This is a genomic window from Lentzea sp. NPDC058436 (genome assembly GCF_042721515.1).
Taxonomy (GTDB): Bacteria; Actinomycetota; Actinomycetes; order Mycobacteriales; family Pseudonocardiaceae; genus Lentzea.
On sequence record NZ_JBHXLF010000031.1, the window covers coordinates 24,622 to 49,564 of the forward strand.

At 69.3% G+C, this 24,943-nt stretch carries 31 protein-coding genes; 11 read left to right on the forward strand and 20 right to left on the reverse strand.

The features are described from left to right. Positions 1 to 318: 318 nt before the first annotated feature. Genes ACFWN2_RS43645 through ACFWN2_RS43660 form a run of 4 tightly spaced genes read right to left on the reverse strand, consistent with a single transcriptional unit; the run spans position 319 to position 2,564 of the window. Positions 319 to 501, reverse strand: coding sequence for a hypothetical protein (locus ACFWN2_RS43645; protein WP_382436579.1), 183 nt, complete (start codon positions 499 to 501; stop codon positions 319 to 321). Next, the gene (locus tag ACFWN2_RS43650; RefSeq protein ID WP_089909148.1) at positions 488 to 988 is read right to left on the reverse strand and encodes a molybdenum cofactor biosynthesis protein B; all 501 of its coding nucleotides are present in this window, start codon (positions 986 to 988) and stop codon (positions 488 to 490) included. The genes ACFWN2_RS43645 and ACFWN2_RS43650 overlap by 14 nt, the downstream gene beginning before the upstream one ends. Positions 989 to 993: 5 nt before the next feature. Next, entirely contained in the window at positions 994 to 1,854 is an 861-nt protein-coding gene (locus ACFWN2_RS43655; RefSeq protein ID WP_382436623.1) for a sensor histidine kinase, read from the reverse strand. A 23-nt stretch (positions 1,855 to 1,877) separates the two neighbouring features. Then, on the reverse strand, positions 1,878 to 2,564 hold the full coding sequence (locus tag ACFWN2_RS43660) for a response regulator transcription factor (RefSeq protein WP_382436580.1): 687 nt from the start codon (positions 2,562 to 2,564) through the stop codon (positions 1,878 to 1,880). A gap of 158 nt (positions 2,565 to 2,722) precedes the next feature. On the opposite strand from ACFWN2_RS43660, the gene ACFWN2_RS43665 reads away from it, so the two are divergent. Further along, a complete protein-coding gene (locus ACFWN2_RS43665; protein WP_382436581.1) occupies positions 2,723 to 3,139 on the forward strand; it encodes a hypothetical protein in 417 nt (138 codons plus the stop codon). A gap of 130 nt (positions 3,140 to 3,269) precedes the next feature. Here the strand turns inward: ACFWN2_RS43665 and ACFWN2_RS43670 are convergent, their stop codons facing one another. Genes ACFWN2_RS43670 through ACFWN2_RS43685 form a run of 4 tightly spaced genes read right to left on the reverse strand, consistent with a single transcriptional unit; the run spans position 3,270 to position 8,831 of the window. Continuing rightward, entirely contained in the window at positions 3,270 to 4,913 is a 1,644-nt protein-coding gene (locus ACFWN2_RS43670; protein WP_382436582.1) for a trypsin-like peptidase domain-containing protein, read from the reverse strand. Positions 4,914 to 4,964: 51 nt separating this feature from the next. Next, positions 4,965 to 6,053 carry a galactose-1-phosphate uridylyltransferase gene (gene galT / locus ACFWN2_RS43675; RefSeq protein WP_382436583.1) on the reverse strand — a complete coding sequence of 363 codons (1,089 nt, stop codon included), beginning with the start codon at positions 6,051 to 6,053 and terminating at the stop codon, positions 4,965 to 4,967. Next, positions 6,050 to 6,847 (reverse strand): DeoR/GlpR family DNA-binding transcription regulator, encoded by a 798-nt coding sequence (locus tag ACFWN2_RS43680; RefSeq protein WP_065914902.1) that lies wholly within the window; start codon positions 6,845 to 6,847, stop codon positions 6,050 to 6,052. Before ACFWN2_RS43680 ends, galT begins: the two co-directional genes overlap by 4 nt. Before the next feature lies 1 nt (position 6,848). Further along, the gene (locus tag ACFWN2_RS43685) at positions 6,849 to 8,831 is read right to left on the reverse strand and encodes a beta-galactosidase (protein WP_382436584.1); all 1,983 of its coding nucleotides are present in this window, start codon (positions 8,829 to 8,831) and stop codon (positions 6,849 to 6,851) included. Positions 8,832 to 9,137: 306 nt separating this feature from the next. Here ACFWN2_RS43685 and ACFWN2_RS43690 point away from each other — a divergent pair, with 306 nt between their 5' ends. From ACFWN2_RS43690 to ACFWN2_RS43700, 3 genes are read left to right on the forward strand one after another with little or no spacing between them, the layout of a single operon-like run. Beyond that, complete coding sequence (locus ACFWN2_RS43690) at positions 9,138 to 10,382, forward strand: ABC transporter substrate-binding protein (protein ID WP_382436585.1); 1,245 nt, start codon at positions 9,138 to 9,140, stop codon at positions 10,380 to 10,382. Beyond that, positions 10,379 to 11,332: a carbohydrate ABC transporter permease gene (locus ACFWN2_RS43695; protein WP_382436587.1), complete on the forward strand. Its 954-nt coding sequence runs from the start codon at positions 10,379 to 10,381 to the stop codon at positions 11,330 to 11,332. Before ACFWN2_RS43690 ends, ACFWN2_RS43695 begins: the two co-directional genes overlap by 4 nt. Continuing rightward, positions 11,329 to 12,234 (forward strand): carbohydrate ABC transporter permease, encoded by a 906-nt coding sequence (locus ACFWN2_RS43700; protein ID WP_382436588.1) that lies wholly within the window; start codon positions 11,329 to 11,331, stop codon positions 12,232 to 12,234. The genes ACFWN2_RS43695 and ACFWN2_RS43700 overlap by 4 nt, the downstream gene beginning before the upstream one ends. Positions 12,235 to 12,291: 57 nt before the next feature. Here the strand turns inward: ACFWN2_RS43700 and lepB are convergent, their stop codons facing one another. The 8 genes from lepB to ACFWN2_RS43740 all read right to left on the reverse strand — a co-directional run bounded on the left by lepB (position 12,292) and on the right by ACFWN2_RS43740 (position 19,289). Next, positions 12,292 to 13,152, reverse strand: a complete 861-nt coding sequence (gene lepB / locus ACFWN2_RS43705) for a signal peptidase I (RefSeq protein ID WP_382436589.1) — start codon at positions 13,150 to 13,152, stop codon at positions 12,292 to 12,294. A gap of 10 nt (positions 13,153 to 13,162) precedes the next feature. Then, positions 13,163 to 14,551, reverse strand: a complete 1,389-nt coding sequence (locus tag ACFWN2_RS43710; RefSeq protein ID WP_382436590.1) for a sensor histidine kinase — start codon at positions 14,549 to 14,551, stop codon at positions 13,163 to 13,165. Further along, a complete protein-coding gene (locus ACFWN2_RS43715) occupies positions 14,548 to 15,243 on the reverse strand; it encodes a response regulator transcription factor (RefSeq protein ID WP_382436591.1) in 696 nt (231 codons plus the stop codon). The genes ACFWN2_RS43710 and ACFWN2_RS43715 overlap by 4 nt, the downstream gene beginning before the upstream one ends. Positions 15,244 to 15,312: 69 nt before the next feature. After that, positions 15,313 to 15,924: a trimeric intracellular cation channel family protein gene (locus ACFWN2_RS43720; protein WP_382436592.1), complete on the reverse strand. Its 612-nt coding sequence runs from the start codon at positions 15,922 to 15,924 to the stop codon at positions 15,313 to 15,315. A gap of 19 nt (positions 15,925 to 15,943) precedes the next feature. Next, the gene (locus tag ACFWN2_RS43725; RefSeq protein WP_382436593.1) at positions 15,944 to 16,927 is read right to left on the reverse strand and encodes a nucleotidyltransferase domain-containing protein; all 984 of its coding nucleotides are present in this window, start codon (positions 16,925 to 16,927) and stop codon (positions 15,944 to 15,946) included. A 55-nt stretch (positions 16,928 to 16,982) separates the two neighbouring features. Next, on the reverse strand, positions 16,983 to 18,140 hold the full coding sequence (gene eis / locus ACFWN2_RS43730; RefSeq protein WP_382436594.1) for an enhanced intracellular survival protein Eis: 1,158 nt from the start codon (positions 18,138 to 18,140) through the stop codon (positions 16,983 to 16,985). Between the two features lie 10 nt (positions 18,141 to 18,150). Beyond that, a complete protein-coding gene (locus ACFWN2_RS43735) occupies positions 18,151 to 18,972 on the reverse strand; it encodes a 3-hydroxyacyl-CoA dehydrogenase family protein (protein WP_382436596.1) in 822 nt (273 codons plus the stop codon). Beyond that, positions 18,969 to 19,289 (reverse strand): EthD family reductase, encoded by a 321-nt coding sequence (locus ACFWN2_RS43740; protein ID WP_382436597.1) that lies wholly within the window; start codon positions 19,287 to 19,289, stop codon positions 18,969 to 18,971. The genes ACFWN2_RS43735 and ACFWN2_RS43740 overlap by 4 nt, the downstream gene beginning before the upstream one ends. Positions 19,290 to 19,363: 74 nt before the next feature. Between ACFWN2_RS43740 and ACFWN2_RS43745 the strand changes: the two genes are divergently transcribed. Beyond that, the gene (locus ACFWN2_RS43745) at positions 19,364 to 20,011 is read left to right on the forward strand and encodes a histidine phosphatase family protein (RefSeq protein ID WP_382436598.1); all 648 of its coding nucleotides are present in this window, start codon (positions 19,364 to 19,366) and stop codon (positions 20,009 to 20,011) included. Here the strand turns inward: ACFWN2_RS43745 and rpmF are convergent. Genes rpmF through ACFWN2_RS43760 form a run of 3 tightly spaced genes read right to left on the reverse strand, consistent with a single transcriptional unit; the run spans position 20,008 to position 21,301 of the window. After that, complete coding sequence (gene rpmF, locus ACFWN2_RS43750) at positions 20,008 to 20,169, reverse strand: 50S ribosomal protein L32 (RefSeq protein WP_382436599.1); 162 nt, start codon at positions 20,167 to 20,169, stop codon at positions 20,008 to 20,010. The two genes, ACFWN2_RS43745 and rpmF, sit on opposite strands and share 4 nt — an antisense overlap. Further along, positions 20,169 to 20,420, reverse strand: a complete 252-nt coding sequence (locus ACFWN2_RS43755) for a type B 50S ribosomal protein L31 (protein ID WP_382436600.1) — start codon at positions 20,418 to 20,420, stop codon at positions 20,169 to 20,171. Before ACFWN2_RS43755 ends, rpmF begins: the two co-directional genes overlap by 1 nt. Beyond that, positions 20,417 to 21,301, reverse strand: a complete 885-nt coding sequence (locus ACFWN2_RS43760) for a GTP-binding protein (RefSeq protein WP_382436601.1) — start codon at positions 21,299 to 21,301, stop codon at positions 20,417 to 20,419. The genes ACFWN2_RS43755 and ACFWN2_RS43760 overlap by 4 nt, the downstream gene beginning before the upstream one ends. A 14-nt stretch (positions 21,302 to 21,315) precedes the next feature. Between ACFWN2_RS43760 and rpmB the strand changes: the two genes are divergently transcribed. Genes rpmB through rpsR form a run of 4 tightly spaced genes read left to right on the forward strand, consistent with a single transcriptional unit; the run spans position 21,316 to position 22,272 of the window. Next, on the forward strand, positions 21,316 to 21,582 hold the full coding sequence (gene rpmB / locus ACFWN2_RS43765; RefSeq protein ID WP_382436602.1) for a 50S ribosomal protein L28: 267 nt from the start codon (positions 21,316 to 21,318) through the stop codon (positions 21,580 to 21,582). Continuing rightward, complete coding sequence (gene rpmG, locus ACFWN2_RS43770; protein WP_191303664.1) at positions 21,582 to 21,749, forward strand: 50S ribosomal protein L33; 168 nt, start codon at positions 21,582 to 21,584, stop codon at positions 21,747 to 21,749. Before rpmB ends, rpmG begins: the two co-directional genes overlap by 1 nt. Continuing rightward, positions 21,749 to 22,042, forward strand: coding sequence for a 30S ribosomal protein S14 (gene rpsN, locus ACFWN2_RS43775; protein WP_382436603.1), 294 nt, complete (start codon positions 21,749 to 21,751; stop codon positions 22,040 to 22,042). The genes rpmG and rpsN overlap by 1 nt, the downstream gene beginning before the upstream one ends. After that, positions 22,042 to 22,272, forward strand: coding sequence for a 30S ribosomal protein S18 (rpsR, locus tag ACFWN2_RS43780; protein WP_236220495.1), 231 nt, complete (start codon positions 22,042 to 22,044; stop codon positions 22,270 to 22,272). The genes rpsN and rpsR overlap by 1 nt, the downstream gene beginning before the upstream one ends. Here the strand turns inward: rpsR and ACFWN2_RS43785 are convergent. Then, complete coding sequence (locus ACFWN2_RS43785; protein WP_382436604.1) at positions 22,220 to 22,576, reverse strand: hypothetical protein; 357 nt, start codon at positions 22,574 to 22,576, stop codon at positions 22,220 to 22,222. The two genes, rpsR and ACFWN2_RS43785, sit on opposite strands and share 53 nt — an antisense overlap. An 84-nt stretch (positions 22,577 to 22,660) precedes the next feature. On the opposite strand from ACFWN2_RS43785, the gene bluB reads away from it, so the two are divergent. Further along, on the forward strand, positions 22,661 to 23,293 hold the full coding sequence (gene bluB / locus ACFWN2_RS43790; protein ID WP_382436605.1) for a 5,6-dimethylbenzimidazole synthase: 633 nt from the start codon (positions 22,661 to 22,663) through the stop codon (positions 23,291 to 23,293). A 44-nt stretch (positions 23,294 to 23,337) separates the two neighbouring features. After that, on the forward strand, positions 23,338 to 24,837 hold the full coding sequence (locus tag ACFWN2_RS43795; protein ID WP_382436606.1) for a diguanylate cyclase: 1,500 nt from the start codon (positions 23,338 to 23,340) through the stop codon (positions 24,835 to 24,837). Positions 24,838 to 24,943 lie beyond the last annotated feature (106 nt).

The window sequence follows — 24,943 nt, forward strand, 5'->3', positions numbered from 1 at the left end:
CTCCGACCGTCCCCGCCGAGACGAAGCGCGCGCCCGTAGCTCCACAACGGACCCGCGCGCTTTGTCTGGCCTAGCCGGCCACGCTCACGGCCGCAGCACGGCACGTCGAAGCCTCAGCCGCACACCAGCGAAGCCGACAGCACATCCGGGCTCTTGGCCGCACCAGCGGAGCCCGAGGGCTCGACACTGCAGGCCACCGGCCACGTCAGCCACCAAGGCGCTGCGCCCACCAACCACGACGGCCATCAGCCGTGTCCGTGACCAACCTCGCCGGTCACCACCCGCGTCCGCTCTCGGCCACGTCACCCGCCAGCCGCGTCAGCCGCCGTGATGCGGCGGCCGGTTCTCGCGGTACCAGGCCTCACGGTCCTCCGCGCCGCCCGAACCCCCGCGCTCGTCCGACGTCGTCTCCGGCAGCACGTCGCCGAACACCTCGGCCAACCGGCGACGACGCGCAACGGCGTCGTCGTCGGCCGGCTTCGGTGAATCACTCTTCGTCAAGACCGCTCAGCTGCTCGATCACGTAGGGCACCAACGCCGACAGCGTCGCCATGCCGTCGCGGACCGCGGAGCGCGAGCCCGCGAGGTTCACGACGAGCGTGCTGCCGGAGACACCGGCGAGGCCGCGCGAGATGCCCGCGTCGACCGCGCCCGCGGCAAGACCGGAGGCGCGGAGTGCCTCGGCGATGCCGTGGATCGGGCGGTCGAGCACGCCCTGCGTGGCGTCGGGGGTCACGTCGCGCGGGGACACGCCTGTGCCGCCCACGGTGACCACGAGGTCGACGCCACCGATGACGGCCGTGTTGAGTGCGGCCCGGATGTCGACCACCTCGCCCTCGACCGCGACGGTGCCGTCGACGATGAAGCCCACTTCTTCCAGAAGTTCGGTGACGAGAGGCCCGGAGTTGTCGTCCTGCTCGCCGTGCGCCACCCGGTCGTCCACGATCACGACCAAAGCGCGGCCAAGGCGCTGCGCGCTGCGTTCCATACCGATCACCGTAGCGGGAGTCTGACTTCGAAGCGGCAGCCAGGACCGTGGTTCTCGACGCCGATCCGCCCGTGGTGCGCCTCGGCGAGGCCACGCGCGATGGAAAGCCCCAGCCCGGCGCCGGACGGGTTGCGCGCGGACGAGCCGCGGAAGCCCACTTCGAAGACCTGTGGCAGCACGTCATCCGGTATGCCGCCGCACGCGTCGTCCACTCGCACCACCGCGTCGGGTCCGTCCACATCGACCTGGACGGCGACCGTGCCGCCCTCCGGTGTGTGGCGGATGGCGTTGGACACAAGGTTGCGCACGACACGCATCAGTTCCGGATCGGACCCGCGCACGACGGGCCAGGCGCGGGCGTCCGCGCGCAGCTCGACGCCCTCGCGCGACGCGACCGGGCGTGACGCGGCGACCACGTCGCTGACCACGTCGGCCAGCGACACGTCGTGCATCGGCAGGTTCAGCGCGCCCGCGGTGATCCGCGAGAGCTGGAACAGGTCGTCGACGAGCTTCGAGAGGTGGTCGGCCTCCAGCGCGATCTGCTTGGCGTAGACGGCGACCTCGCCGGGTTCGGAGACGACGCCGTCCTCCAGCGCCTCCGTCATCGCCCGGATCCCGGCCAGCGGCGTCCGCAGGTCGTGGCTGATCCACGCCACCAGCTGCCGCCGCGCCGCCTCCGCCTCCTGCTCCCACATGGTGCGCCGCGCGATCGCACGGCCCAGCATGATCGAGAACGGCACGGTGACCAGCCCGACCACCGCGCACGCCATGAGCGTGGCGTTGAGCATCGGCGTGAACATGAACCCGCTGACCACGAGCACACCGGCGATGGTGGCCACCACCGGCACGATGACCATCACGGTCATCACGGTGGTCAGCGACAGGCGGCTCAGTCGATCGAACACGGGTCGTACCTGTAGCCGACGCCCCACACCGTGCTCAGCCTGCGCGGCTTCGCCGGGTCGTCCTCGATCTTCTCCCGCAACCGTCGCACGTGGACGGTCACCGTCGACTGGTCGCCGAACTGCCAGCCCCACACCCGCTCCAGCAGCTCCGCCCGCCCGAACGCCTTGCCGGCGTTGCCGATGAAGAACGCCAGCAGGTCGAACTCGCGGGTCGTCAGCTGCAACGGCTGCCCGTCCAGCGTCGCGGTGTGCGCGGCCACGTCCAGCACGAGGTTCCCGTCCCGCACCACCCGCGGCTCGAACGGCCGATGCGCCCGCCGCAGCACCGACGACACGCGCAACGCCAGCTCACGAGGGCTGAAGGGCTTCGTCACGTAGTCGTCCGCGCCGATCTGCAGCCCGGCGATGCGGTCTTCCTCCTCGCCCAGCGCCGTCAGCATGACGACGGGCGTGCTGCCGCGCTGGCGGATCCTGCGCGCCACCTCAAGACCGTCGATGCCGGGCAGCATCAGGTCCAGCACCACGATGTCCGGCTCCTGCGCGGCCATCGACCGCAGCGCCTGTTCCCCGTCACCGGCGAGCTCGACCTCGTACCCGGCGTGTTCTAGGTAGCGGCGCACGACATCGCGCACCGTCGTGTCGTCGTCGACGACCAGCACCCGTTCCACCACGTCACCACGGTAGGTCACCGGCGGCGCGCCGGCCGGATCCGTCAGCACCTCGTAATGGGCAACTGTTCCCCGAAACGAGCCGATTCCATTGACGACCGATGCATCTCGATCCTAGGTTCGCCGCGCAACATCAAACGGCAATCCTGGGGGATGCTCAGATGAAGAAAGTTCTCGCAGTCGCGGGCGCGTTCGTGGCGTTCGCTTTCATGGGGATCAACCCGTCGGCCGGTGCCGCACCGCAGCCCGCGGACGAGGCGTCCGCGCAGGCCTGCTTCACCCGCGGTGGCGGGTCGTCGGGCAAGTGGAACTTCAACTACTGCGACCGCGGTCCGGTCAACCTGAAGACGGTCGCACTGCCGGACGGCGACAAGTGCCAGGTGGGCTACACGGAGTGGTGGCGCCAGCGGTCGTTCGACCTGCGGATCAAGAACAACGACTCGTGGATGTGCATCGACGGCTGGACGAAGGTCAACGACGGCGCGTACTGGGACGACTCGAACCCCATCTGCGTCCGCGTGTTCATGCAGAACCGGGGCGGCGGCTACACCGAGTGGGGCAGCGCCTCCTGCGGCTGACGGTGCCGGGAACGTGAAGAGGCCCGGACCTGTGTGCGGGGCAGGTGCGCACAGGTCCGGGCCTCCCCGGGGTTGGTCGTCACGCTCGGGTTCCGGCGCGGCGGCTGCCAGAACCCGAGCGTCCCCCGACCTATCCCACCTCGACACCGTCGAGGGTGGCTTCCACGGTCTTGTTGTCGGACAGCGTGATCGTGACCTTGTCGCCGGGAGCCTTCGACCGGACGGCGGCGACGAGCGTGTCCGACTCGTCGATCCGGCGGTCGCCGAACTTCGTGATCACGTCACCGGCCTTGAGCCCCGCCTTCTCGGCAGCGCCTCCCGCGGTGATCTCGGAGATCCTGGCGCCCTGCTCGGTCGACTCGACCTTCACGCCCAGGACGGTCTGCTTCGGCTTGCCGCTCTTCACGATCTCGTCGATCGTGCGGCGGGCCTGGTCCATCGGGATCGCGAAGCCGATGCCGACGGAGCCGGCCTGGCCCTGTCCCTGGCTCGGGCTGTAGATCGCGGAGTTGATGCCGACGACCTGGCCCTGCATGTTGACCAGCGGTCCGCCCGAGTTGCCGGGGTTGATCGCGGCGTCGGTCTGGATGGCGTTGAGGACCGTCGCCTGCGAGTTCGTGCCGCGCTCACCGCCGGCCGAGACCGGGCGGTTGAGCGAGCTGACGATGCCGGAGGTGACGGTGCCGGACAGTTCGAACGGCGAGCCGATCGCGACGACGCCCTGGCCGGTCTTCATGTCGCCGGAGTTGCCGAGCTGCACGACCGGGAGGTTCGAGACGCCGTCGGCCTGGATGACGGCGATGTCGGAGCTCGGGTCGCGGCCGAGGATCTTGGCGGACGCGGTCCTGCCGTCCTGGAAGACGACCTTGATGTCACCGCCGGACGCGGCGCCCTCGATGACGTGGTTGTTCGTCACGATCTGGCCGTTGCCGGAGATGATGAAGCCGGAACCCTCACCGGCGCCTGATCGGGTCGTGACCTGGATCTGGACGACGGACGGCAGCAGCTTGTTCGCCACGTCCTCGACCGAGCCCGCGGGGGCGTTCGAGGTCTGCGAGGCCGGGCGGGGCGAGTCGAGCGAGCTCACGGACGACGAGTCGTTCGCGAAGTTGTAGCCCAGGTAGCCGCCGAGACCGCCGGAGAGCCCGCCTACGAGGAGTACGAGGGCGGCGACGCCCGCCACGACCTTGCCGCGGCCCTTGGGGCGCGGTGGGGCGGGCTGCTGCATGCCGGGCGGGAGGTAGTACTGGCCCGTCTGCGCGCCGGGGGCGGCGAACGGGTTGGGCTGCTCGGCGAACGAACCGGAGTGCGGTCCGGCGGGCTGCTGCGCGCCGAACGGGCCGGAAGGCGTCCCAGGAGGCTGCTGCGCCCCGAACGGGCCCGCAGGCGGTTCCGCGCCGAACTGCGCGGTCGTCGCGCCGAGGCCGAGCGGGTGAGGTTGGCCGGACCCTGAAGGTGGAAGCTGCTGGCCGGGTCCGGACCCGCCGAGCTGCGCCTGGCCCGCGTCAGGTGAGGACACCTGCGGCTGGGCCGAAGTGAAGGAGGCAGGAACGTCGCCCAGTCCCGCGGGCGCGGCGGGCGCACCGGTCTGACCAGCCGCACCGGCCTGAACGGATGCCCCAGCCTGGCCGGATCCCCCCTGCAAAGGATCCGGCTGGCCGGGTTCCGGCGACGACGGGCCCTGCTCCCGCGCGCCGGAGTCTGTCTGACCGGCGCTCGTCGGCACGGAGTCTGGCTGGTCCGGCTGCTGCGCTGGCTGGTTGCTCTCGGTCATGCCCATAGTCTCGGGTGTGGTCCTGAGAGAACCCTTAAACCAGCCTGGGAGCTACTTGTGTGTTCCCCGGAGCCGTTCCGCGATCTGTTCCGGCGTCACGTCGTTGATCCACACGGCCTCGCCGGACTCGGAGCCCGCGAGGTACTTGAGCTTGTCCTTCGTCCGCAGGACGGAGAAGACCTGCAGGTGCAGCCACATCTCCTCGCGACCGGCGTTGACGGGTGCCTGGTGCCAGGCCGCGATGTAGGGCAACGGCCGGTCGTAGAGCGCGTCCAGGCGGTGCAGCACCTTCAGGTACAACGACGCGAAGTCGTCACGCTCCACAGAGGACAGTGCGGCGATGTCGGGCACCTGACGCCGTGGTGCCAGCACGACCTCGACGGGCCAGCGGGCGGCGGCGGGCACGAACGCGACCCAGTGCTCCGACTCCTCCACCACACGCGCGCCCGCGCGAAGCTCCGCCTCCAGGACGTCGCCGAACAGCGGGCGCCCGTGCTCGGCGTAGTAGTCCACGGCCGCGTTGAGCATGCGTTCGGTGCGGGGCGTCACGAACGGGTACGCGTAGATCTGGCCGTGCGGGTGCGAGAGAGTCACGCCGATCTCTTCGCCGCGGTTCTCGAACGGGAAGACCTGCTCGACGCCTGGCAACGTTGACAAGTAGGCGACACGATCCGCCCAGGCGTCCACGACGGTGCGCACGCGCGACTCGGAGAGCTCGCCGAACGACTTGTTGTGGTCCGACGTGAAGCAGACGACCTCGCAGCGCCCGCGGCCCGGTGCGCGCACGAACAGCGCCTCACCATCCACAGTGGACGGCACGTCCGGCACGTTCTGCGCCAGCGACGGGAACCTGTTCTCGAACACGACGACGTCGTACTCGGCCTCGGGGATCTCGGTGGGCCTGCCCGGCGTCGACGGGCACAGCGGGCAGAGGTCCGCCGGCGGCTTGTAGGTCCGTGTCTGGCGGTGGGCCGCCATCGCGACCCACTCGCGGGTCAACGGGTCCAGCCGGACTTCGGACATCGGCTGCGTCTCGGGGAGGTCCCGGGTGTCCACCGCGACCCGCGGTGGCGCCTCAGCGCTGTCGTCGAAGTAGATGATCTCCCGGCCGTCCGCCAGTTTTCCCGCGGTACGCCTCACGCCAACTCCTCGCCACTTCCTGGTACGTGCGCCAAAACCAACTCGCCGACCTGCTCGCTGAGGATCGCCCTCGCGTCGTCCGGCAAACCTTCGTCCGTCACGAGGACGTGCGCCTCGTCGAGGTCGGCGATCGTGGAAATGCCCACGGTGCCCCACTTCTCGTGGTCCGCGACCACCACCACGCGGCCGGCGGCGTCGACGAGCGCGCGGTCCGTCTCGCTCTCGTTGAGGTTCGGGGTGGTGAAGCCGGAGCGCTCGGCCATGCCGTGCACGCCCAGGAACACCACGTCGAGGTGCAGCGACCGCAACGCCTGCACGGCCACGGGGCCCACCAGCGCGTCGGACGGCGTGCGCACGCCACCGGTCAGCACGACCGTGCGGTCCGTGCGCCCGCTCTGCTGCAGCACGTCCGCGACGCGGATGGAGTTCGTGACGACGGTCAGGTCGGGGATGTCGTCGAGGAACCGGGCCAGCGTCCACGTGGTGGTTCCGGCGGACAGGCCGATGGCCGTGCCGGGACGCACGAGGCCCGCGGCGGCGGCCGCGATCGCCTCCTTCTCGGGCAGCTGCCGCACCGACTTGGCCTCGAAGCCGGGCTCGTCGGTCGAGCGCCCGACGACGGACGTCGCGCCGCCGTAGACCTTCTCCACCAGTCCGCGCGCGGCGAGCACGTCGAGATCGCGGCGCACGGTCATGTCCGAGACGCCGAGCCGGACGACGAGGTCGCTGACGCGCACCGCCCCCGTGCGGCGGACCTCTTCGATGATCACAGCTTGCCGCTGACGTGCCAGCACCTCACACCTCTTCCCTGAGGACGACCACGTCCCCGGCTCGCACGGTGAGGTGCCCGGAGACCTGAGTGCCGGACAACACGTCGACACCGGACGCCTCGATCCGCGCGTCGGTGTCGGTGTGGTTGACGGCGAAGAGGAACGATACGTCGCCCTTGCGCCGCACGAGCTCAATCGGCGAAGCCGACACCCCAACGCCCGCACCGGAAAGCGCGTTTTCCACCGTTCGGCTCAGACCACCGCCGTCAAGATCACACGCCACGTACCACGCGACACCGTTGCCGAACGTGTTGCGCGTCACCGCCGGCACCCCCGGCAACGGCCCGTCCACGTAGGAGACAACGGTGTCAGCGGTGCGCGTGTGGAGGTGCTCCGTCCACAACGAGGCGGTCGAGCCGTCGCTCAACGAGACCGTCTCGTCCTGCCGCAGCGGGAAGAACTCCTCGGACCACACGCCGAGCACGTCGCGGAACGCTCCGGGGTACCCGCCCAGTCGCACTCGCGTGTACTGGTCGGCGACACCGGACAGGTACGTGACGACGACGTGTCCGCCGCCCGCCACGTAGTCCGCGACGACCGCGGCGTGGGCGTCGGACACCGCGTAGAACGCCGGTACGACGACCAGCGAGTACTTCGAGAGGTTCGTGCCCGGCGCCACGAAGTCGACCGTGACACCGGCCTGCCACAGCGCCTTGTAGTACCCGAGAACGTGCTGCCAGTAGTCGAAGTCCTGCGTCGGGTGCGCGTCCTGGCGCAGCGCCCAGCCGGACTGGAAGTCGAACAGGACCGCGACGGAGGCGTCCACAGTGGAGCCGACGACGTCCGCGAGCTTCGCGTACTCGGCGCCGACCTCGCAGACCTCGCGGTACACCTTGGTGTCCGCGCCGGCGTGCGGAACCATCGCCGAGTGGTAGCGCTCGCTGCCGCCGCGCGACTGCCGCCACTGGAAGAACAACGTGCCGTCCGCGCCGCGGGCGATGTTCTGGAACGAGTGCCGCCGCTGTTCGCCGGGCAGCTTGGCGATGTTGCGCCGCTGCCAGTTCACCGCGGACGTCGAGTTCTCCATGAGCAGCCACGGTTTGCCGCCCGCCAGGCCGCGCACCAGGTCCGCGGACATCGCGAGCTCGACGTGCCGGTCGGGCGACTGGGCCTCGGTGTAGTGGTCGTTGGAGACGAAGTCGACCTCGCGCGCCCACTTCCAGTAGTCGAGGTCGCCGAACGTCCAGTTGACCATGAAGTTCGTGGTGACCGGCACACCGGGCGTGATCATGCGCAGCACGTCACGCTCGGCCTTGTACAGCTCCAGGATCGCGTCGTCGGAGAACCTGTCGTAGTCGAGCACGTGCGCGGGGTTCTGGAACGTCGGCGTGACGCGCGGCGGCAGGACCTGCGCGAGGTCGGTGTAGCCCTGGCTCCAGAACGCGGTCGACCACGCGTCGTTGAGCTGGTCGAGCGTGTAGCGGCCCGCCAGCCACTCGCGGAACGAGGCGGCGCACGTGTCGCAGTAGCAGCGCTTCACGTGGCACGCGTACTCGTTGCCGACGTGCCAGGCGGCCAGAGCGGGGTGGTCGCGGTAGTGCGAGGCCATCTCGGCGGCCAGCGCGGTCGCCCGGTCGCGGTAGATCGGCGACGACGGGCAGTACGCCTGCCGTGAGCCGTGTGAGAGCCGCACGCCGTCCGCGCGAACGGGCAGCATCTCCGGGTACTCGGTGGTCAGCCACGGCGGGGGCGCGGCGGTCGCGGTCGCGAGGTCGACGCGGATGCCGCCGGCGTGCAGCAGGTCCATCACGCGGTCGAGCCAGTCGAACCGGTACTCGCCCTTGCTCACCTCGATCTTCGCCCAGCTGAAGATCCCGAGGCTGACCATGGTCACCCCGGCCCGGCGCATGAGCTCGACGTCCTCGGTCCAGACGTGTTCGGGCCACTGCTCGGGGTTGTAGTCAGCCCCCCAGCCGAGGCCTGGCAGGTCTGTCGGCCAAGTCGTCACGGCCGCAAGCGTGGCCGACGACAACCCCCAACGTCAACACAAGCAAACACAACTTCGCGTTGAGGTCTGTGGGGCGGTCGACCGGGACAAGTACCGGGAAAAGCCCCGAACCGCGCTGTGCACAGGTTTAACAGCTGCGTAACGGGGCTTGACACGGTGTATGACTCGGACCACATTGTGCGCAACTTTGTTTGAGTCCTGTTCGGTTCGCACGAGCGTGTGTCACCCGTAGGAGCGATGATGGTTCTGCAGACACCTGGTTCCACTCCGTTACCGAACTTCGGTCGGCGAACGATGCTGCGAGTCATGCTGGCCGGTGCCGGCGTCGCCGCGACCAGTGGTCTTCTCTCGGCGTGCGGTGGCGGCTCTGGCTCCGGCGGCGACTCCAAGGTCGTCACGTTCGGCAACAACCTGTCCGACCAGGTGCCGAAGGACGCGATCACGGCCGCGGTCAAGGCCTTCGAGACGCAGTCCGGCGGGCTGTCCGTCACGATCAACACCAAGCAGCACGAGCAGTACCAGGAGCAGATCAACAACTACCTGCAGGGCAAGCCGGACGACGTGCTCGCGTGGTTCGCCGGCTACCGCATGCGGTTCTTCGCCGACCAGGGTCTCACCGGCGACCTCAGCGACCTGTGGGGCAAGATCGGCGGCAACTACTCCGACGCGCTCAAGCAGGCCTCGACGGGCACGGACGGCAAGCAGTACTTCGTGCCGTTCACCCAGTACGCGTGGGGCATGTTCTACCGAAAGAGCGTGTGGCAGGAGAAGGGCTACGCCGTCCCGAAGACGCTCGACGAACTGGTCGCGCTCTCCACGAAGATGAAGGCCGACGGCCTGATCCCGATCGCCTTCGCCCAGAAGCAGGGCTGGCCGGCCATGGGCACGTTCGACCAGTTGAACTTCCGCATCAACGGCTACCAGTTCCACGTGGACCTGCTGGCGGGCAAGGAAGACTGGCAGGACAAGCGGGTCAAGGACGTGTTCGACACCTGGAAGCGGCTGCTGCCGTTCCACCAGGAGAACGCCCTGGGCCGCGAGTGGCAGGAAGCCGCGCAGACGTTGCAGCAGAAGAAGTCCGGCATGTACCTGCTCGGCGCGTTCGTCGGCCAGCAGTTCCCGGAGGCGGACAAGGCGGACCTCGACTTCTTCCCGTTCCCGGAGATCAACCCGACGCACGGCACCGACACGGTCGAGGCGCCGATCGACGGCTACATGCTCGCGAAGAAGCCGTCCAACTCGGACGGTGGCCTGAAGCTGCTGGAGTACCTGTCCTCCGCCGAGCCGCAGCTCGCCTACCTGAAGGCCGACCCGACCGCGGTCGCGACCAACCAGAAGGCGGACCAGGCGAGCTACAGCCCGCTGCAGAAGAAGGTGGCGGACACCATCAAGAACGCCAAGCACATCACGCAGTTCCTCGACCGCGACACCGACCCCGGCTTCGCGAGCGAGGCGGCCACCAACGGCCTGATCGAGTTCATCAAGGACCCGAACTCCGTCGACTCCGTGCTCAAGGGCATGGCTGACCAGGCGAAGAACATCTTCAAGTGACCGCGGTGCAGGAGAAGCCGAAGGCGGTGGCCCCCAGCGGGCCGCCGCCTCGTCGGCGTGGAAAGCGTGCCACGGCCCTCGCCGGCACGGACAAGCTCGTGCTGGCGCTCATGCTCGGCATCCCCACGGTCGTGCACCTGCTGTTCGTGTGGATCCCGACGCTGGGCTCGGTCGCGTTGTCGTTCAGCAGGTGGAACGGCATCGGCGGCTTCGAGGACATCGAGTGGATCGGTGTCAGCAACTACGTCGAGATCTTCAGCGAGTACCCGCGGTTCTGGCCCGCGGTGCAGCACAACCTGATCTGGCTGCTGTTCCTGCTGGTCGTGCCGACGACGGCGGGCCTGCTGCTCGCCGTGCTGCTCGACCGCGAACTCCGGTTCAGCCGGATCTACCAGAGCGCGCTGTACATGCCGATGGTCCTGTCGCTCGCGCTGGTCGGCTTCATCTGGCAGCTGATCTACACGCCGGACGGCGGCCTGCTGAACTCGGTGCTGGGACTCGACAAACCGGTCGACTGGATCGGCGACTCGGACATCAACCTCTACGCGGTGCTCGTCGCGGCGGCGTGGCGGCACACCGGCTACATCATGCTGCTGTACTTGGCGGGCCTGAAGTCCGTGGACCCGGCCCTGAAAGAGGCCGCGGCACTGGACGGGGCCTCGTCCGCGCAGACGTTCTTCCGCGTCACGTTCCCGGTGATGAAGCCCGTGAACATCGTGGTCGCCGTGGTGACGGTGATCGAGGCGCTGCGCGCGTTCGACATCGTGTACGTCATCAACAAGGGGCGCAACGGCTTGGAGCTGCTGTCGGTGCTGGTGACCGACAACATCATCGGTGAGGCGTCACGCATCGGCCGCGGCTCCGCGGTCGCCGTGATCCTGCTGACGATCTCGCTCGGCGTCATCATCCCCTACCTGTACCAGGTGTTCAGCAAGGAGAACCGGACGTGACGGCCACGCTGGAACGGCCCTCGAAGCCGGTACCTCCCACGAAGCGCACGGTGACACCCGCCCGCATCGCGCTGCACGTGTTCCTGATCCTGACGTGCCTGATGACGCTGACCCCGTTGCTGTGGGCGGTCTACGCGTCGCTGCGGACGTACGACGACACGTCGGTGAACGGCTACTTCTCCGTGGCGAAGTCGCTGACGCTCGACAACTTCGCCAAGGCGTGGGAGATCGGCGACCTGCCGCACTTCTACTGGAACACGTTCCTGATCACCGTGCCGGCGCTGATCCTGACGCTGGTGCTGGCGTCGATGGTGGCGTTCGGGGTGTCCCGCTTCAGCTTCCGGTTCAACATCGCGCTGCTGATGCTGTTCACCGCCGGAAACCTGTTGCCGCAGCAAGTGATCGTGACGCCGCTGTGGCGGCTCTACCGGCTGATCGAGCTGCCGGCGTGGATGTCGGAGAGCGAGTCCCTGATCGACTCGCCGCTCGGCGTCATCCTGATCCACATCGCGTTCCAGATGGGCTTCTGCACGTTCGTGCTGTCGAACTACATGAAGACCATCCCGTACGAGCTCACCGAGGCCGCCCGCGTCGACGGCGCCTCGGTGTTCCGGCAGTACTGGCAGCTGACGCTGCCGTTGTGCCGGCCGGTGCTCGCCGCGCTGGCGACGCTGGAGTTCACCTGGATCTACAACGACTTCCTGTGGGCGTTGGTGCTGATCCAGGACGGCGACAAGATGCCGGTGACGTCGGCCCTGCAGAACCTCAAGGGCACGTTCTTCACCGACAACAACCTGATCGCAGCGGGCTCTCTCCTGGTCGCGCTGCCCACCCTGGTCGTGTTCTTCGTGTTGCAGCGGCAGTTCGTCGGCGGACTGACGCTGGGGTCGACGAAGGGCTGAGGACCAACGCGAAGGGGCGAGGACCGCGTGGTCCTCGCCCCTTTCGCGTGCTTGCGGCTACTTCCCGCCGGTCTGCGGGTTGAAGTCCGAAATGCCGCCCCAACGCCCCACCGGGATCACGATGACGCGGGCCTTGCCCACCACGTTGTCGATCGGGATGGCGCCGTCGGCCGGCGTCGGGTCGCCGTGCTTGCGCGAGTCCGACGAGTTGTTGCGGTTGTCGCCCATCACCCACAGCTTGCCCGCGGGGACGGTGACCTTCTCGAACGAGTCCTGCTGGCGCGGGCCGCCGCCGAAGTTCAGGTACGGCTCGTCCAGGGGCTTGCCGTCGACCATCACGCGGCCCTGGTCGTCGCAGCACTCGACGGTCTGGCCGCCGACGGCGATGACGCGCTTGATGAAGTCCGTGCCGCTGGGCTCGGAGAGGTTCACCATCGAACCGAGGTCCTGGAGGGTGCCGACCACGAAGTTCGGGGGCTCCTTGCCGCCGGTCCAGTTCGGCGGGCCGCGGAAGACGATGACGTCGCCGGGGCGCGGGTCGTTGAACAGGTACGTGATCTTCTCGACCAGCACCTTGTCGTTCACGCAGCCCGTGCAGCCGTGCAGCGTCGTCTCCATCGAGGCCGACGGGATGACGAACACGCGCGCGACGAACGTCTGGATGACGACGGTCAGCAGCAGCGCGACGCTGAAGATGACCAGCAGCTCTTTCCAGAACGGCTGCTTCTTCTTCGCCTTCTTCTTGGAGAACCTCGGCGCGCCGTCCTCGTCGTAGGAGGAACGGCCCTCGTACTTGGAAGAGGACGAAGACCGCGAACCGGACGTCGAGAAGCGCGTCGTGGGTTCAGCGGGGCCGTCTCCTGAGGAGGGGGTCGTCTCCCAGGTCGACGAAGAATCGTCGTTCACGCGATGACTCACACGCCCCACCTTACGGACGTCCGGGTAGGCGCAACGTGAACAGGGCACCGCCCTCGGGCGCTCGGCCCGCGGTAGCCGTGCCGCCGTGCCGTTGCGCCACCTGTTTGACGATGGCGAGTCCCAGGCCCGAACCCGGCAGGGTCCGCGCCTCGGACGAGCGGTAGAACCGCTCGAAAACGTGAGGTAGATCGGCGTCCGCGATGCCGGGGCCCGCGTCCGCGACCTCCACGACAGCACTGCCGTCGCCCACCTGGCGGAGGTTCAGCCGCACCGACGAACCCGAGGGGCTGAACTTCACCGCGTTGTCGAGGAGGTTCAGCACCGCGCGTTCCAACGCGCTCGAATCACCCAGAAGTGTCCACGGCTGCAGCTGCACGTCGAACGTCACGGCGCTGGAGGCGCGGCGGCGGGCGCGGTCGAGGGACCGTTCGACCACCTCTACGAGGTCGACCGGCTCGTGGACGACCTGCGGGGCGTCCTCGCGGGCCAGTTCGACCAGGTCGCCGATCAACGTGGTCAGCTCGTCGATCTGCGCGCGCACGTCGGCCTGGATCTCCGTCTTGTCCTCCTGCGACAACGTCGGGGAGTCCGGGCGTTCCGAGGCGAGCAGCAGCTCCAGGTTCGTGCGCATCGAGGTCAACGGGGTGCGCAGCTCGTGGCCCGCGTCGGCGACCAGGCGGCGTTGCCGTTCCTGCGACTCGGCGACGGCGCCGAGCATCGCGTTGAAGCTGTGCGTGAGCCGCGCGAGCTCGTCGTCGCCCGACACCGGGATCGGCGTCAGGTCACCGGTGTTCGCGACGCGTTCGGTGGCCTCCGTGAGCCGCTGCACCGGCCTGAGGCTCGTGCGGGCGACGGCCGTGCCCGCGATGGCCGCGAGCAGCACACCGGCCCCGCCGATCAGCAGCAGGACGACGCTGAGCTTCGCCAAGGTCGTGCGCTGGGGCGCCATCGACTGGGCGATGATGATCGCCTGGTCGGGCTGGTACCTGACCGCGATCACGCGCGTCTCGGTCTTGTGGTCGGTCCAGATGAACTCGGGCCGCTCGCCGTCCGCGACGTCCCAGGCCTCCGGGACGGTGGGCGGCGGCTCGGACTCCCTCGGGTAGGTGAGCTTCCCGGTGTCCGACAGCAGCACGCCCATCTTCACGTCGCCGGCCGCGAGGAACGCCGCCGGGTAGTTCGCGAGCTCGTCGGGCGAGCTGACCTTCTTGCCGTTCGCGACCGTGGCGGCACGCTGGCGCAGGCCGTCGTCGAGCGCGTCGTACGTGCTCTTGCGCACGACCATGTACGCGCCGAGGGACACCAACGCGACCGCCCCGGCGACGCAGAACGCCGCGAGCCACGTGACCCGAGCCCGCAGCGACGCCCGCTGGAGGCGTCCCTGGGGTTCTGCGATCACGGAGGGGTCTCCCGCAGGACGTAGCCCACCCCGCGCACCGTGTGGATCAGCCTCGGCTCGCCCTCCAGCTCCGTCTTGCGGCGCAGATACCCCACGTAGACCTCTAGTGCGTTGCCCGAGGTCGGGAAGTCGTATCCCCACACGTCCTCCAGGATGCGGCTGCGGGTGAGCACCTGGCGCGGGTGCGCCAGCAGGAGCTCGAGCAGCGCGAACTCGGTGCGGGTGAGGCTGATCGGGCGTTCTCCTCGGCGGACGTCGCGCGTGGACGGGTCCAGCTCCAGGTCGGAGAACTTGAGCGCGGCGGCGGACTGCTTGGCGGCGTCGTCGTCGTGGGCGGCGCGGCGGAGCAGGGCGCGCAACCGGGCCAGGAGCTCCTCCAGCGCGAACGGCTTGGGCAGGTAGTCGTCGGCACCGGCGTCCAGACCGGACACCCTGTCGCTCACGGCGTCCCGCGCGGTCAGCACGAGGATCGGCAGGTCGTCGCCGGTGCTGCGCAGCCTGCGGCACACCTCCAGGCCGTCGAGGCGGGGCATCATCACGTCGAGCACCATCGCGTCCGGCCTCGCGGCGGTCACCGACTCCAGTGCCTGCATGCCGTCTCCGGCAGTCTCGACCTGGTAGCCGTTGAACTGGAGCGAGCGGCGGAGTGACTCCCGGACCGCCCGATCGTCGTCGACAACGAGGATGCGCATGGGGGCAGTCTTGCCGAGGGATCTGAGAAGTGCCTGAGAAGGGCCCTAACTGCGGGTGTGAGTTCGGCGTTAGCCTTCGAGGCCCCTCGCGACAGGCGCGTTCCACTTCCGCCAGAGCGCGATCAGCCGGATGGTGATGATCAGCAACGCACCTGTGAGCGCCACCAGGCCTTTCGGCAAACGCGCCCATTCGCCCACCGCGACGACGACCGCACCGGACAGCGCCGCCACGGCGTAGATCTCTCTCCTGAGGACCAACGGGATCTCTCGGAGGAGGAGATCGCGCATCGCACCACCGCCGATACCTGTGGTCATTCCGATCAGGCATGCCGCGTAGGGGGTGGCGCCGAGCGCGAGGGCGGTCGACGTGCCGGACGTGACGAACAGGCCGAGGCCCACGGCGTCCAGCAGCAGCACGCTGCGGCGCAGCTTCGCGACCTGCGGGTGGAACCAGAAGACGATCAGGCCCGTCCCGCCGGCGACCAGCAGGTACGGCCAGTTCCGCAGGCTCGTCGGCGGGTGCACGCCGAGCAGCACGTCGCGGATGATGCCGCCGCCCAGCGCGGTGGTGAGGGCCAGGATGATCACGCCGAACACGTCGAGGCGCGCGCGGACCGCCGCCACCGCTCCGGAGGCGGCGAAGACCGCGATACCGATCAGCTCCAGGACGATGAGCAGCACGAACGAAGAGAATAGTTGGTCATCGGGGCGGCGCTGCCCGGCGGTAACCGGCCTCCATGCGCCCGCCCGCGGACTCCAGCACGGCCTCGACGACGGCGATGAACCGCTCGGCGCCCTCGCCCCGCACCAGCGCCCGGTAGGAGTCGACCAGCTCGTCCTCCTTGGCGTCGCGCAGCCGCCGCAGCAGCCACTTCCCGTGCCCGAGCCACCGGTTCTGCACGACCAGCGCCAGCTCGCCCGCGCAGGTCAGCAGCCGTGCCGCGACGAACAGCCGTTCGTCCTCGTCCCGCGCGCCGATCAGGTCTTCGAGCAGGTCCGTGGTGCCGTAGCGACGGTCCTCCAGCTCGGTGACCGTCGCGAGTGGAGGCCCGGCGTCGAGCAGAACGCGCGCCTCGGCCCGCATGCGTTGCCCCGTGCCGTCGGCGTCGAGCATGAGAAAACCCTCGGCGCACATGTGCAGCAACGGAGGCCGTCGGCCCTCGGTGTCTCGGGCCACGAAGTCCTGGAAGGACTCGATCGTGTGACAGAACAGCTCGACGGGCCAGCCGCGGTGCCGCAGCGTCTCGCGGAACGCGCCGGGCAGGTCGTCGACGATCACGATCATGTCCAGGTCGGAGTTCGCCGTGTAGGTCCCCGTCGCGACGCTGCCGCCGAGGAACGCTGCCCTGGCGAGCGGGTAGTGCGTGTCGAGCAGGTCCCTGGCAACCTGCACCGGGTCCTTGTCCCAGTCCAGCGGGTGGCCGGTGACGTAGTAGTCCTCGTCGGGGCTGAGCCGGCCGAGCACCTCCTCGACGAACGGCCGGATCTGCGGGATCACCTCGTTGAGGTCCACGAGCCACGGGTTGTCGTCGCAGTCGAACAGCGGTCTGATCGCCAGGAACTCCGCCCTGGACAGCTCGCGCACGCTGACCGGTGGCCCGCTGTGCCGCTTCGCGTAGCCCTTCAGACGCCAACCCATGTTGTCGCCGTAGGCATGCCTGACCTCGTCCTGGTCCCCCGCCACACGGTCATTCTTACGTGAAGACGCCGATCGGGTGAACAAGGACGCGCTGCGGCCGTCAGAAGAAGTCGGCGAGGCGAGGGGTGCCGGCAGCGCCGGTGAGCTGGTCCAGCACCGCCGCGTCGGCCGGGTCGCCCTCCAGCAATCCACCGCGCCGCAACGCGTGCGTGGTCTGCGCGCCGGAGAACCACGGCCCGAGCGCCCGCGCGTGCATCCGCACCGCGCCCGTGCCGCCGGGTTCGACGCGCACCGCGCCGTCCTGCACGACGAGGCGCTGCGGACCCGCGTGCCACGGCGCGTGCTCGTCGACGACCTCCAGGTCCACCGCGACGTCGGCCAGGCGCGGCCAGCCCCGCGCGGCCACGGCGGCGGGCAGGTCGACGACCCGCTGCATCCACGTCGAGGTCCACACCGAGTACCGCAACGGCGTGCCGCCCAGCAGGTTCACCGTCGCCGGGTCGGTGATCCGCAGGTCGACCGCTTCGAGCAGGCCCGCCCACGACGCCAGCGACGCGAGCAGGGTCAGCTGGGCCTCGACGTCGACGCCGATGAGGTCGTGGACCTTGAGCCGCCCCAGGTCGCCACCGGACTCGCGAGTGGCGGTGAGGTACCCGCGCAGGCCGTTCGGGCCGGGCAGCACGGTCACCAGGTCCATTTCCAGGACCTTGTCGAGCTCGATCCGCGGCGGGCGCCGGTCGGCCATGCCGTCGACCGTCCGCGCCACCTCCAGGTAGCACTCGTGCAGCGCGGGCAGGTCGCTCTCGACCGCCGGGCGCGACTCGATCCGCTCGGAGGGCTTCGGCACCGACAGCAGCCTGTCCATCGGCAGCTCGACCCACTCGAAGACGCCCGCACGTTCCCAGCCGCGCTTGCGGTACAGGTTCGGCACGGTCGGGTAGAGCGCCGAGATCGGCTGGCCGTGCTCCCTCATCGTGGTCGTTGCGGCGTCCAGCAACGCGTTCGCGATGCCGCGGCCCCGGTAGGCCCCGTCGACGGCGACACCGCCGATGCCACCCATCGGCACCGCGGCGCCGCCGTAGAACTGCGCGAACTCACCGATGGTCAGCGCACCCGCGACCCGTCCGTCGATCTCGGCGAGGATCCCGTGCGACCCCGGCTTCAGCAACGGCCCTGGCGGCGGCGTCCCGTTGAACGCCACCTTGCGCAGGCGGAACACGGCGTCGCGGTCGTCCTCGGTGAACTCACGGATGCGCACGGACAACTATCTACCAGGAGAAGAAGCCCTCGCCCGACTTCTTGCCCAGCTCACCGCGGGCGACCTTGTCCCGCAGCAGCCGCGGCGGCTCGAACCGCGGCCCCAGCTCCGCCGCGAGGTTCTCGGCGATGGCGAGCCTGACGTCGAGCCCGACCAGGTCGGTGAGCTCCAGCGGTCCCATCGGCCAGCGGTAGCCGAGCTTCATGCCGGTGTCGATGTCGGCGGCGGAGGCGACGCCCTCCTCCACCATGCGGATCGCCTCCATGCCGACGGCGACGCCCAGTCGTGAGGTCGCGAACCCCGGCGAGTCGCGCACCTCGATGACGGTCTTGCCCATCGACTCGGCCAGCGCTCGCGCCTTCGCCACGTTCGCCGGGTCCACACCCTCGTGGTGCACGAGCTCGACGAGCTGCTGCACGGGAACCGGGTTGAAGAAGTGCATGCCCAGCACGCGTTCGCCGGGCAGTCCCTCGGCGATGTCGGCGATCGAGAGCGACGACGTGTTGGACGCGAGGATGGCGTCCGGGCACTTCGCCGCCGCGTCTCCCAGCACCTTCTGCTTCAGCGGGACGTTCTCCGGCACGGCCTCGACGACGAGCTCGGCGTCGGCGGGCGGCTCGGCCAGGGTCAGGTTCACCAGGAGCTCGTCGGCCTCACGACCGCCGAGCTTGCCCTTCGCCTCCGCCCGGTGCAGCGACGCCTTGACCCCCGCGAACGCGGCGCGCGACCGTTCGGCGTCGGCCTCGACCACCCAGACCTGGTGGTCGTGCGCGAGCAGGAGGTGCGCGATGCCCGCGCCCATCGTGCCGCCGCCGATGACGACGGCCTTCACTTCCCGACCACCTCGGCGCTGAACATCGCGACGAGCTCCATCCCGCCGATCTCGGCGAGGTTGGCGCCCGACGTGGCCCACTCCGGCGACTGCAGGGCGGCCTTGAACGACTCCTCGGACTCGAAGTACATCTCCGCGACCAGGTGCAGCTCGGTCTCACCGAGGAATCCGCCCAGGAACACCCGCTGCACCCTGGCGACCTCGGCCCGGACGATGCCGGGAACCGACTCCACGATCGGCAGGTGCGTCTCGAAGTACTTCTCGTCGAAGCCCTCGGGGTCGGCGGGCTTCTTGTAGAGCGCGATGTACTTGATCATGTGACAGCATCCTCCTCGACTCGCCGAGCACTGTAACGCTCAGAGCACTCGCGGAGCTGAGGCACGATGGTGAGGTGCGGATCATCCTGCTGCGCCACGGACAGAGCCTCGGCAACGTCGACGAGCTCGCCTACTGCCGCATCCCCGACCACGCCCTCCCGCTCACGAGAACGGGCGAGGAGCAGGCCCGTGCCGCCGGCCCGACGATCAAGGAGCTGATCGGCGACGGCCCGGTCGCGGCCTACGTCTCGCCGTACACGCGCACGAAGCGGACGTTCGAGCTGCTGGGCATCAACGCCGAACGGATCGTCACCGAACCGAGGGTGCGCGAGCAGGACTGGGGCAACCTGCAGGACCCGGTGCAGCAGGAGGTGCTCAAGCACCAGCGGCACGCGTTCGGCCACTTCTTCTTCCGGCTGCCCAACGGGGAGTCCGGCGCGGACGTGGACGACCGGGTGGCGGCGTTCCTCGACGGCCTGACCGTGCGGATGCACAAGGACGAGGAGCACCCGAAGACGGTGTTGGTCGTCTCGCACGGACTGACGATCAGGTTGCTGTGCCGCAGGTTCTTCGACTGGAGCATCGACCTGTTCGAGTCACTGTCCAATCCGGACACGTGCGAGAACCGCGTGCTCGACCACGACGGCACGGGCTGGAGGCTGGACCGCCCCTTCGACCAGTGGCGCGACTCACCGGACGGAACGGTCCAGCTCCCGCACTAGATCAGTCCCCGCTTGCAGGCGGCGACGAGACGACGGGGAACGAGGAGCTCCTTGCCGTCCAACGTCCGCATGCGCACGAGGTCCGGCGCGGTGGCCTTCCACTGCGACCGGCGGTGCCGGGTGTTGGATCGAGACGTCTTGCGCTTGGGAACGGCCATCAGCGCTCTCGCTTTCCGTAGCGGCGGTTGAACTTCTCGACCCGGCCTGCGGTGTCCATGACCCGTTGCGTGCCCGTCCAGAACGGGTGCGAGTCGGCGGTGATGTCGACGACCAGCAGCGGGTAGGTGTTGCCGTCCTCCCACTCGACCGTCTTCGCCGACGTCGCGGTCGAGCGGGTCAGGAACGTCTTGCCCGTGGACGCGTCCTGGAAGACGACGGGGTGGTAGTCGGGGTGGATTCCGGGTTTCATGACGCCAGCTTTCGGATCGAGTCCACGAAGGACAGTTCGTCGTCGGTGAGGAGCGCGCCCTCGAAGGCCGCCGTGATGGCGTCCGGCTCGCCGAGGGTGATCGCCACGATCTGGGTGGTCTTGCCGCCGCGCGGCCCGCCCGTGCCGACGTGCAGCCCGCACCCGGCGGATTCCAGGTGCAGCGCGACGTCCGGCTCGTCGGCGACCCAGAGCCGGCCGCGCGAGCGCACAACGGTGCCGTCCAGCAACGAGTCGAGCGCGTCGTTCAGCCGGGCGGGGTGGAACGGCCGGTCCGCCGTGAAGACCGCTGTCGAGACACCGCATTCGGGTGCCAGGGGCAGCATGCGCGGCCTGGTGGACGGACGCGCCACGACCGTCTCGGGCGTGCAGCGGTGCGCGCCAGGAGCCAGCCGGTCGAGCACGGCCAACGTCCGTTCGTCCGCATCTCCCTTCAGCACCAGCACATCCGCCGCTTCGGCCTGCGCGACGACGACCTGGGCCACCGTGCGCTGGTCGCTGACCATGGACGCGTCGCTCAGCGCGTCGTCCAGCCAGGTCGCCGCGTCGAGCACGGTGATCACGCACTCGACGTCGACGCCGAGGTTGCGCCGCACCGCGTCCGGTTCCAGCAACGGGTCGAGGTGCAGCACGACCGTGTGCCCCTCCAGACCGGCGAGCAGGTCCCGCAGGTCTTCGCGGACGGTGCACGACACGCAGTTGTGCAGCAGGTCCACGTCGGTCGCGATGCCGTCGACCCAGCGCCGCACGCACGTCTCCGCGGCCTCGTGCCGGACGAGCACCGAACCGGGCCGGTCGCGCCACACCCGCACGGCGACGTCGTGCTCGACCAGCCCCGCCACCATGACGACAACGGTTTTCATGTGAGGTACCGTAAATGAAAACGAAAGTCGTTTCAATCTGGAGGTATTCAGTGCGCTGCCAGCTGACCGGCCGGGAGCCGGGCTTCGGCAACCGCGTCTCGCACTCCCAACGCAAGACGCGCCGCAGGTGGAACCCGAACGTCCAGCGCAAGCGGTACTGGGTGCCGTCGCTGAACAGGTTCGTGACGCTGACGCTGTCGGCGAAGGGCATCAAGACCGTCGACAAGCTCGGCGTCGAGGCCGCCGTGGCCCGCCTGCGCGCCCAGGGGGTGAAGGTCTGATGGCCAAGAGCACGGACGTCCGGCCGATCATCAAGATGAGGTCGACCGCGGGAACCGGCTACACCTACGTGACCCGCAAGAACCGGCGCAACGACCCGGATCGCCTGGTGCTGCGCAAGTACGACCCGGTGGCGCGCAGGCACGTCGAGTTCAAGGAAGAGCGCTGATGGCGAAGAAGTCGAAGATCGCCGCGGACCTGCGCCGGCGTGAGGTCGTGGCCCGGTACGCGGAACGCCGCGCGGAGCTCAAGGAGATGCTGCGCCACCCGGAGACGCGCGCGGAAGCGTTGCGAGGCCTGCAGAAGCTGCCGCGGGACGCGTCGCCGACCCGGTTGCGCAACCGGGACACCGTGGACGGACGGCCGCGCGCGTTCAACCGGAAGTTCGGCCTGTCCCGCGTCCGGCTGAGGGAGATGGCCCACCGCGGTGAGCTCCCCGGAGTCTCGAAGGCGAGCTGGTGATGCGCGAGAAGAGGCCGTTGAAGCGCAGGGTCAACCTGCTCGCGAAGGAGGGCGTGGCCGTCGTCGACTGGAAGGACGTCACGCTGCTGCGCAAGTTCATCTCGGACCGGGGCAAGATCCGGTCCCGCCGGGTGACCGGCCTGACGCCGCAGCAGCAGCGCCAGGTCGCCACGGCGATCAAGAACGCACGGGAGATGGCCTTGCTGCCGTACCCGTCACAAGGGCGATGACGCGGATCGCCGCGCTGGCCAGCAAAGCCAGCGCGGCGAGCTGCACCAGCAACGCGAGCGCCCAGGTCGTGTGTTCATCGACCGTGAGGTCGCCACGAACACCCACCAAGAAGGTCGCGTAGAGGCCCCAGCACTGCAACGCCGCCAAGCCGGCACCGACGATGGTCGTCCGCAGGGAGACGATCACGACGACCGCCGCGAGCAGGACGAGGGCGACCAGCGGCCAGGCCCCGGTGAACGTGGTCACGCCGACTCCGCCGCCGAATCCGAGCGCGGAGCCATAACCACCTTTCATTCTTCGCATCCGATCGGTGTATCGCCTCAGGTGAGATCAGCGCCACCTCCCGAGCGTGAAGTTGGTGCTTTCGAGTGAGGCACGATCGATCAAATGAACCTGTACGACGTGGTCCACCGCCGCAGGGACACCCGCGCCGAGTTCTCCGGCGAAGAAATCCCTTCCGACGTGCTGCGCAGGGTGCTGACGGCCGCGCACGCCGCGCCCAGCGTCGGCCTTTCCCAGCCGTGGGACTTCGTTCTGGTGCGGGATGAATCGATCCGGAGGGCGTTCCGCGACCACGTCCAGGCCGAACGCAGCGTCTTCGCGGCTCAACTCGACGAGGAACAGGCGAGGACGTTCGCCCGGATCAAGGTCGAGGGGGTCATGGAGTCGTCCCTCGGCATCGTCGTCACCTACGACCCGGACAGGGGCTCGCCGGCGGTGCTCGGCAGGCACGCGATCGCCGACGCGGGTTTGTACTCCGTGTGCCTGGCCATCCAGAACCTGTGGCTCGCCGCGACGGAAGAGGGACTCGGTGTTGGCTGGGTGAGCTTCTACCGAGAAGATGTGCTCCGCCGACTGCTGGACATCCCCACAAGGGTCCGTCCGGTTGCGTGGTTGTGCGTCGGTCCGGTTCGATCACTGCCCGATACGCCCGATCTGGAACGTCACGGTTGGCGCAACCGACTACCCCTTGATGACGTCCTGCACCACGATCGGTACGGGGCGCGACCGACCCGGTAGCCTGTGCGGGCCGCTCGGCGAGTCGGAACGGAGTCGATGATCGAGTGGATCAGCGCGAACCGCTGGTAGCGGGCCAGATTCCGCGGCTGGACCTTGAGGTCCGCGCGTTGTACAACTCTGGCCGCGTACCGGAGGCGAACAGCCTCTTCGACGAGGTGGTCACCAAGGTGTCCCCCGGTGCCGACCGCTGGGTTCGATCAGCGGTGCTGGTCAACCGGGCGGTCATGGCGTGGCGCCTCGGCCGCATACCGCTGGCACTGGAACTGGCCGCCGAGGGGTGGACCGACCTCGACACCGACCGTTCCGACAGCCCGGCCGTCGCCCACACGATGGGCTCCCTCGGTTATCTGATGGAGGGCATCGGCAACCGGCGCGCGGCGCTGGACATGCTGCGGATGTCCGTCCAGGTGGCGCGACGGGCGGGCAACACCGACGTGCTGGCGCAGTGCCTGCAACGTCTCGGCGGCTCGCTCAACTTCCGCGCCTGCGCCGGTTCTCCCGCCGCGGCACCGGCGATCTTCGAGGAAGCCCTGGCGTACCTCGACGAGGGCATCGGCATCGTCAAGGACGAGGGGCACCGGCGCGCGTTGCTCGGTGCGTGCGGACGGTCCCTCGCCGGCGTCGGTCAGCTGGACAAGGCCGAGGAGATGGGCGAGGAGACCCTGCGGCTGTCGGTGGACGCCGACGACCTGTGGGGCATCTCGGTCGGCAACTGGGTTCTCGCGGTCGTGCGCCGCGAGCAGGACGATCTCGACGAGGCGCGAACACTCGCGTCCCGTGCGGTGACGAACGCCGAACGCATCAACGACACCTCACTGCTGCTGCGGTTCTCCACGGAGCTCGCGGACATCTGCCAGGCCCTGGGTGACGCCGAGGGCGAGGCGGCGGCGTTGCGCCGGTCGATGCAGGCCTCCCGCACGGCCACGGAGACGTTGCAGGAGGGCCTGGGTCAGGCCTTGGAACAACGCAGGGTGGCCGTGCAGGCCCAGCGGCTCGCGGTGGCGGCGCAGGAGGCCGCGGCGCGCGATCCGTTGACGGGCCTGGCGAACCGGCTCGGACTGGAACGCGCGGCGGCGACACTGCTGGAGTCGACGGCGGCCCGCGGGCGGGTGCCGTGGCTGGTGCTGGTCGACGTCGACTGGTTCAAGAACGTCAACGACGACGCCGGGCACGCGACGGGCGATGCGGCGCTGCGCGAGATCGCGGCGTTGCTGCGGCGCGAGTGCCGCGCGGACGACCTGGTGGCGCGCTGGGCCGGTGACGAGTTCGTGGTGCTGCTGGGCGACACCGGGACGAACAGGGACGTCGGCCCGAACGTGGCGGAGCGGATCCGCGCGGCCGTCGACGGGCACGACTGGACGATGGTGCTCGGCGCGGTGCGCCGCCCGACTGTCAGCATCGGTGTCGCGGCGGGGCCTGCGAAGCTGGACCAGCTGTTCGCGGCCGCCGACATGGCGCTGTACCGGGCGAAGCGGCACGGCCGCAACAGGGTCGAGGTCGAGCCGTCGGTGGACGAGGTGCCCGAGAGCGTGTCGGGCAACTAGAAACGTCCGCCGCGACGTCGCGGCGGGCGGCTCCGGCTTCGAGTACAATGCGATCAGGCCCCCGCGCTAGGCCAACAGTGGGGCCGGCACGCGGGTGTACGCGCCG